Origin of the sequence: Kitasatospora sp. NPDC056138 (assembly GCF_042264695.1) — a bacterium.
Classification (GTDB): domain Bacteria; phylum Actinomycetota; class Actinomycetes; order Streptomycetales; family Streptomycetaceae; genus Kitasatospora.
This window is the reverse complement of record NZ_JBHJVK010000140.1, coordinates 1-6131: the sequence shown is the minus strand read 5'-3', so window position 1 is coordinate 6131 and position 6131 is coordinate 1. Positions and strand designations below refer to the sequence as shown.

7 protein-coding genes and 2 pseudogenes are annotated in these 6131 nt (G+C 67.9%); 4 read left to right on the top strand and 5 right to left on the bottom strand.

Annotation, left to right across the window (positions count from 1 at the left end):
- Positions 1 to 104: 104 nt before the first annotated feature.
- On the bottom strand, positions 105 to 488 hold the full coding sequence (locus tag ACFC1R_RS38335; RefSeq protein ID WP_375946353.1) for a transposase domain-containing protein: 384 nt from the start codon (positions 486 to 488) through the stop codon (positions 105 to 107).
- Positions 489 to 630: 142 nt separating this feature from the next.
- On the opposite strand from ACFC1R_RS38335, the gene ACFC1R_RS38330 reads away from it, so the two are divergent.
- A complete protein-coding gene (locus ACFC1R_RS38330; RefSeq protein WP_375946352.1) occupies positions 631 to 1104 on the top strand; it encodes a GNAT family N-acetyltransferase in 474 nt (157 codons plus the stop codon).
- A 141-nt stretch (positions 1105 to 1245) separates the two neighbouring features.
- Positions 1246 to 1335, top strand: a pseudogene (locus ACFC1R_RS38325) (IS5/IS1182 family transposase); the annotation flags it as partial.
- Here the strand turns inward: ACFC1R_RS38325 and ACFC1R_RS38320 are convergent.
- From ACFC1R_RS38320 to ACFC1R_RS38310, 3 genes and pseudogenes are all read right to left on the bottom strand, one after another.
- A pseudogene (locus ACFC1R_RS38320) lies at positions 1332 to 1794 on the bottom strand (IS982 family transposase); the annotation flags it as partial. The pseudogenes ACFC1R_RS38325 and ACFC1R_RS38320 overlap by 4 nt on opposite strands.
- A gap of 48 nt (positions 1795 to 1842) precedes the next feature.
- A complete protein-coding gene (locus ACFC1R_RS38315; protein ID WP_375946351.1) occupies positions 1843 to 2907 on the bottom strand; it encodes a hypothetical protein in 1065 nt (354 codons plus the stop codon).
- A 596-nt stretch (positions 2908 to 3503) separates the two neighbouring features.
- Positions 3504 to 3761, bottom strand: coding sequence for a hypothetical protein (locus ACFC1R_RS38310; RefSeq protein ID WP_375946354.1), 258 nt, complete (start codon positions 3759 to 3761; stop codon positions 3504 to 3506).
- Between ACFC1R_RS38310 and ACFC1R_RS38305 the strand changes: the two genes are divergently transcribed.
- Positions 3702 to 4238, top strand: coding sequence for a hypothetical protein (locus ACFC1R_RS38305; RefSeq protein ID WP_375946350.1), 537 nt, complete (start codon positions 3702 to 3704; stop codon positions 4236 to 4238). The genes ACFC1R_RS38310 and ACFC1R_RS38305 overlap by 60 nt on opposite strands.
- Before the next feature lie 507 nt (positions 4239 to 4745).
- Positions 4746 to 5192: a hypothetical protein gene (locus ACFC1R_RS38300; RefSeq protein ID WP_375946349.1), complete on the top strand. Its 447-nt coding sequence runs from the start codon at positions 4746 to 4748 to the stop codon at positions 5190 to 5192.
- A 727-nt stretch (positions 5193 to 5919) separates the two neighbouring features.
- On the opposite strand, the gene ACFC1R_RS38295 is transcribed toward ACFC1R_RS38300, so the two are convergent.
- A partial coding sequence (locus ACFC1R_RS38295; RefSeq protein ID WP_375946348.1) for a hypothetical protein occupies positions 5920 to 6131 on the bottom strand: 212 nt, incomplete at its 5' end.

The window sequence follows — 6131 nt, the reverse complement described above, 5'->3', positions numbered from 1 at the left end:
AGCTACCTCGCCGGCCTCCACCTACGCGGCGCAATGATCTGGATCAAAGACCTCAGCAGGACCACTCCTTGATCGCGATCAAATACGCTCCCTAGGAGCGTGGGTCAGCAACGGGCAAGTGCTTGGGCGAGCACGATCGGCGCCACCGACGGTGGTCGCCCGGGGTGTGGCTGCGGCGGGGGGTGGCAGGGGCCTTTCGGCCCAGGTGTGCTCCTGGCCGCCGCCGTCGGCACCCGCCAAGCCTTCCGTCTGCCCTCCCGCTCCAGGCCCTGGGCCAGGAGCCGGGCGACTTCTTCATAGCCCTGCCCGCAGAACAGGCACATCGCCAGGACGAAGTACACGACCCCTCGCGCTGGCAGCAGCCGATGACGCCGCTCGACCCGGCCACAGTCCGCGACCACCTCATCAACCAACTCCGGCGGGAAAACCCGCGTCAGAACTCCCAGCGCGATCCGGTCCGAGAACCGCTCATCCGCCGACGACTTCACCTGTCCGGGCCTTGGCACAACCAACCCAGCGATCAAAGCCGCCCAAAGTCACCGGTATTGCCCTTAGATGATCAATTCCAAGGGGTCTCCGGACGTTTGCAGGCGGTTTCGCTCCGGCGGGTCAGCCTGCGAGAGTGTGCCCATGAGTGACGTTGTAATCCGTCGGGCTGAGTTCGACGACGCGCCTGCGCTGGCAGCCATGCGCTGGCGGTTGAAGGTGGAGGACGGCGGAGATGAAGTCCCGCAGGACGAAGAAGAGTTCACCGCTGAGTGCGAGGGGTGGCTGCGTTCCCGGATGGCCGGGCCGTGGCGTGCCTGGCTCGCGGAGGCGGGCGGGCGGCCCTGCGGCCACGTATTCGTGTGTCTCGTGGAGAAAGTCCCGAGTCCTTACCCGGGCTCCGATGTCCTCGGTTACGTGACGAACTTCTACGTCACCCCGGAACAGCGCAGCCGTGGCCTGGGCAGGGCCCTGCTGGACGAGGTCACCCGCCATGCGCGCACTCACGGGCTGGATACGCTGATCGTGTGGCCGTCCGAGCGCAGCGCGCCGCTGTACCGGCGCTGCGGCTTCGACGGACCGGACGAGCTCCTCGAACAGCCCGTTGCGCCCAGCTGAGCGAACTCGCACAGTGAGCGTTTTCAGGGTGGGCACCGATCGGGTGACGGTTGGGCAGTCGGCACGAGGGCAGAACGGACGAGGCTCCCAGGCGGTTGAGCGAGATGTCTCACGTCTCAAGCAACCAGCCAGGGAGCCTCGTTGGTCACCTATCCTGCCGCACTGGACCTGCCGCACGCGCTCGTTGAGTGGGTAACCATGCTGATCGTCACCCGCGAGGGTGACCGCCGCGCCCCTCGGAAGTGGCGCGAGTGGCTGGCGCAGTACCCGTACTGGGCCCATCCGGCCAGGTCGGAGCCTTTGACGGTCTCCCGGGGACGTCCGCACTCGACGGGTGTGGAGTCCGCCACCACACGTCATCGCTCCACCGTGTGGTGTCGTGGGCCAGTGTCTGGGTGACGCGGCGGACGGCGGCCTTGCGCAGCCGCTTGTTGTAGCCGGGCTGCTGGGGCAGGTACGGGAAGAGGTGGCGCAGGTGGGCGTCGGCGTGACGCAGTCAGCGGGCCTCGGAGGTGAAGCCGAGCATCGCCTGCATCATCGCCAATGCCACCAGCACCGGGTCGCTTAGCTGCGGGGGTAACGGGGGATGCCCACGGCCGGACGCTGCGGGGCGAATTGCGGGGAGTCCTTCAGCAGGTCGTCGGTCGTCGCGTGGAGTGCGGTCGCGAGGGTGTCCAGGTCGTTCGTCACAGACTGATCCTGGGCTCTCTCGCATCGTCCGCCCGGCCACCTGCTCCATCAGCGCCACACACGCACATACGCTGCCGAGAACGCCAACGGCTCTCGGTTGCGCGGGGCTGCGTGATATCTGCCCGCGTCGACCGACAGGTTGAGGATCAAGTAGGCAGACCAGTCGTCGCCCACGCCGGTGTAGTCGGAGAACACCTTGGCCCCGTTGACGTACCAGTCGTTGCAGGTGGCGCCGTAGTGCACTCCGATCGTCACCCACCTGCCGGGGGCGATCGCACGCGCGTTGGTGTAGTAGTAGCCGGCCGGATGAACGTGGTTGCTCAGCTCCAGCAGGTTGGCGTTGTCCGGATGATATTCGAAAGTGTCGACCTCGCTGTTGCCGTCCTTCCAGGTCCATAGCGCGGGCCACGCTCCGCGCTGCGTGGGCAGCTTCACACGGGTCTCCATGTAGTCGCCGGTCCGCGCCTGAAAGCCCTGTGTGGTTCCCTCCGTGGTGAGCATGCCCGTGTCCCAGGCATGCCGTCCGTTTTCCAGGTAGTGCTGGCTGGGGCGGGCGGTGAACTCCGCGGAGCCGCCGGACACGGTCACGGCCGAGGGGGAAAGCCAATCAAGCTTGGCGTCGTCCGGATTGTGGCTGCCGTACCGGTAGGCACTCGTCCGCCTGCCCTGCCAGCGATCCCCCCATGCAATAGCCGAGCTGAAATCCTCGTTGAATACGAGGCTTTTCCCGGCGGTCGGGGAAGGGTCAATCCCCTGCATGGTTGGTGTAATCGTCAGGAGTTGGGTGCCGAGGCTGTGATAGCCCGTCCGGTCTTCATAGTACCCGAACTCTGAATACCTTCCGGCATCGAATACGCGCTTTCCAGTAGTGATCGTCAGCCCGGACGGGCAGACGCGCGCATGGTGCGCCGCCCCTGGGAAGTCCAAATTGTTCCCCCGCTCGTCGCGGACTGCGACGCCGAGGGACAGGACCGTCAAGCATCGCCTGGCGCGTACGGTCAGAGTCGCAGCCATCGGCACTGATGCGGAGGCGGTCGACGGCGCAAGCGAGACCTGGATGGCATCAGGCTCAGCCGCCACTGAAATCAGCGGAAAAAGCAGAAGGAGCAACATGGAGGAAATTGCCGCCGATAAGAGTCGTACCACGGCACGAACAGGCACTCCAAGGGTTGATTGAGGGACCTCAGGCAGGTCAATGCACGCCTGAGGCGGCGGGATGAAATATCAGCCTCTCGGGGCAGGATATTCCCTGCCGCTCCGACAGTACGGAGTCTTCCATCCCTCCGCCACTCTAAATGAAAAGGGGATAAATTGCTAAAGCAACAATTCGCCGTTCTTTGTTTGAAATTTCTCTCATTTTCGTTGGGCTCGTCACATGTAAGTCGACGCTTCCCTCGCTGGATGGGTCTCTCAACTCACGGCACAGGCAATGGTGTTGCGGTCGGCGTTGATCCGGTCGGCAGTCCGGGCCACGCGGGTTCCCGCTGGGAGTCCTCGCCGGAAATCCACGTGATCGGGTGGTGATCGGCGGGTGCAGTGCGCGCAGACCGCCGGCGGCGAACCGGACCGAGTTCAGAGGCCGCTGGTGAGTCGGATCAGCGTGCTGGCGAGGAAGAGCTGGGCGGCCGCGGTGGCGGGTGGAAATCGAAGACGCCGGTGAAGGGGCCGGTGATCAGCAGCAGGGTCTGGTGCGCGCCGACCGCGCGGAGTCAATGGCGGGTGGCGGCGATCTCGCCGTCCTGCCAGGGCAGGCCACCGGGCCTGTGGAGGGCAGGGTGAGAGCCGATGAGAACTGCTGACCAGGCAGTGTCCGGGCTGGCCAGCGCGAGGGCGCCGTGTAGGTCGTCCCAGCCGTCGTCCAGGGCCAGGGGTCCGTCCGGGGCAGCGAGGACGACCAGGATCGGGCGGTGATCAGCCATGAACTCCGGCCAGGGGCGGCCGTCGAACCCGGTGCTGATGAAATCCACGAGCGGTCCCTTCCCCCGTCCGGCCCGTTCATCCGGTCGCCGGATGAGTCACATCATCGGGCAGGAGTCGCCGCGCTGCGGGTGAATCCTCTGAGGGGCGGACCTCGTCGGTGGGAATGTGGGTCCGAGTCGATCGGCTCGGCGGCGGCCCTGGGCCTGGGCGAGGGGCGCCACCCGCACGACCCCCGCCTGACCGAACTGGTGGGTGAACTCTCCGTGCACGATGAGGACTTACGCCAGTGGTGGGCCGACCGCGACGTCCTCGAGTACACCCACGGCACCAAGCGCTACCACCACCCCCTCGTCGGCGAACCGGTCCTGGACCACGAGTCACTCATCCTGCCCGACGGCCCGGACCAGGCCCCCCTACCTCTACACCGCCGGGCCCGACAGCCCCTCCGTGCACGCGCTGCGCCCGCTGGGCAGTTGGTCGGCTCCGGACCTCACGGCAGGCGGGGACACTGCGCGCCCCGGTGAACACACCACGGACAGATCGCACACTGGCACCAGCCGCAACTGCTAACCCTCGGCCCCGGGGTACTGCTGCCGGGTCTCCCACCACGGGCTGTTCGGCGTGGTCACCATACTGGCCGCCTGGTCGGCTTCGGCAGAACCAGCGGCCCGCTGCCCTGCCGCTCGCGCTTGTCCACGCAGGCCGGGCAACCAGCCGATCGGGACCGACCGGCACGGCCAGCTCCAACTTCGATCCCGCCTCGCCGCCGATCGAGCCCGGCACGTCCAGCACCGGTGCAGCCCGGCGTTGGCCTCACTGGTGAGCCGAAGCACGGAGCTGCGCGCCTGCCGCCCCCAGAGCATCCAGCACACCACCACAACCAAGGCGTCCGACGGAGTCCCACATCGATCACGGCCACCTCAACCCCACCGACAAGATGAAACACTCCGAGCCCGCGTCAACACGGCTTGCCAGCAGCCTGCCGATGCGGTGCTGTCAAGAGGCGGTACCCCAAAAGGGTGAAAGCAGCCATGCCAAGGGTGCAGATGGGCATGCCGGTCTTCATGACCGCGATCGACTTCCACCGCCTGGCCGGTGACGGCCTGCCCGTCCCCGCCGCGTCCGACCGGGCACCGGCGCTGCCCGCTCCGCCCCGGGTGGTCGACGACCTCGTCCGGGACCTGAGCGGCGCCGCCGAGGCCGTACGAGCGATGCCGCTGCGGTCCGGCGGCGCGGACGTCACGGTCGCCGCCTACACCGCGGTGGTGTGCAACGCCGCCACCACCGCCGACGCCCTCCAGCAGGCCGCCGACTGGTGCCGCCAGGCCCCGCGCGCCGAGGTCCACGCTCTCGCCGTGGCTCGGGCACCAGGCCATCGGGAGGACATCTGGGAGTACAGCGTGACGCTGACCGTCTCCTTTCCGGATGACACCGGCGGCCACACCGGACAGACCCACCACGGCTGCCCGCGCCGCTGACGCCCCGGCCCCCGAGCCGTCCGGCCACAGTCCGGCTCCTGCACCCAAGTGCCCGCTACCGAACCGGCCGGGCAGGATACCCGCCCACGGATCGCACGGGAAAGCGAACAAGCCCCGCTCCACCGCATACTGGCCGACGCTCCGCCTCCTGCCGCCCGGGCCCGGCCACATCCGCTCACTACGCCCGCCTCTCCTCGGTCGGCTCATCGATGTGCCTGAGCCGGCTGCGGGCGGCTACACGGTCCTCGCCCGACACGGTGGCCCAGTACTCGTCTGCCAACACGGCGAGGGCGGCATGCCGTTCGGTCTCCCTCAAGGGGGTCGAACTCGGCCAGCTGCTCCTCGCTGAGACCGCATCGGGCGGCCTCCAGATCACCACTCCACCATTGGCAGTGAGGCGAGGTAGGCGCGGCACTCGGCCTGCAGGCCGCCAGCACCTGCCGCGCCTGGAACAGACAATCGCTGTACTCGAAGGCCTTGCTCGCGCACGGCCAGAAATCGTACGTGCGACCGCACGTGTACTCGGCTGGCGCGCCGCCGCACCGTCCGCCGAGTCGAGGCAGTGGCCCGACGTCACGCGGCGCGGGCCGCGGAACGCGAGCTTCCCGCTGCACGGGAGGTGGTGATTACCTGGCCAGGACGCCTGTGGGTGGTTCGACTGTCACCGGTTCGACCGTCGCCTGGCCGGCCTGGTACCGCACCTCGCACTTGTCAGGGCCGAGTCAGCCTAGGCGCTTTGGTCGCAGCGGATGTTGCACCAGCCGCCGCTGTGGGCGAAACCCGGGGTGCACCCCCATTGGCTGCCCGCCGTGCCACGGCCGGCCTGTCGCCCGCATGCGAGGGTGCCGCGTAGATTGAAGGCGTGGGTGTCCCTGCGACTGGCGAGGAAGGTGCGGCCGGGCAGGCGGTCGACTACGCCGCACTGTTCGCGGCTGCGCC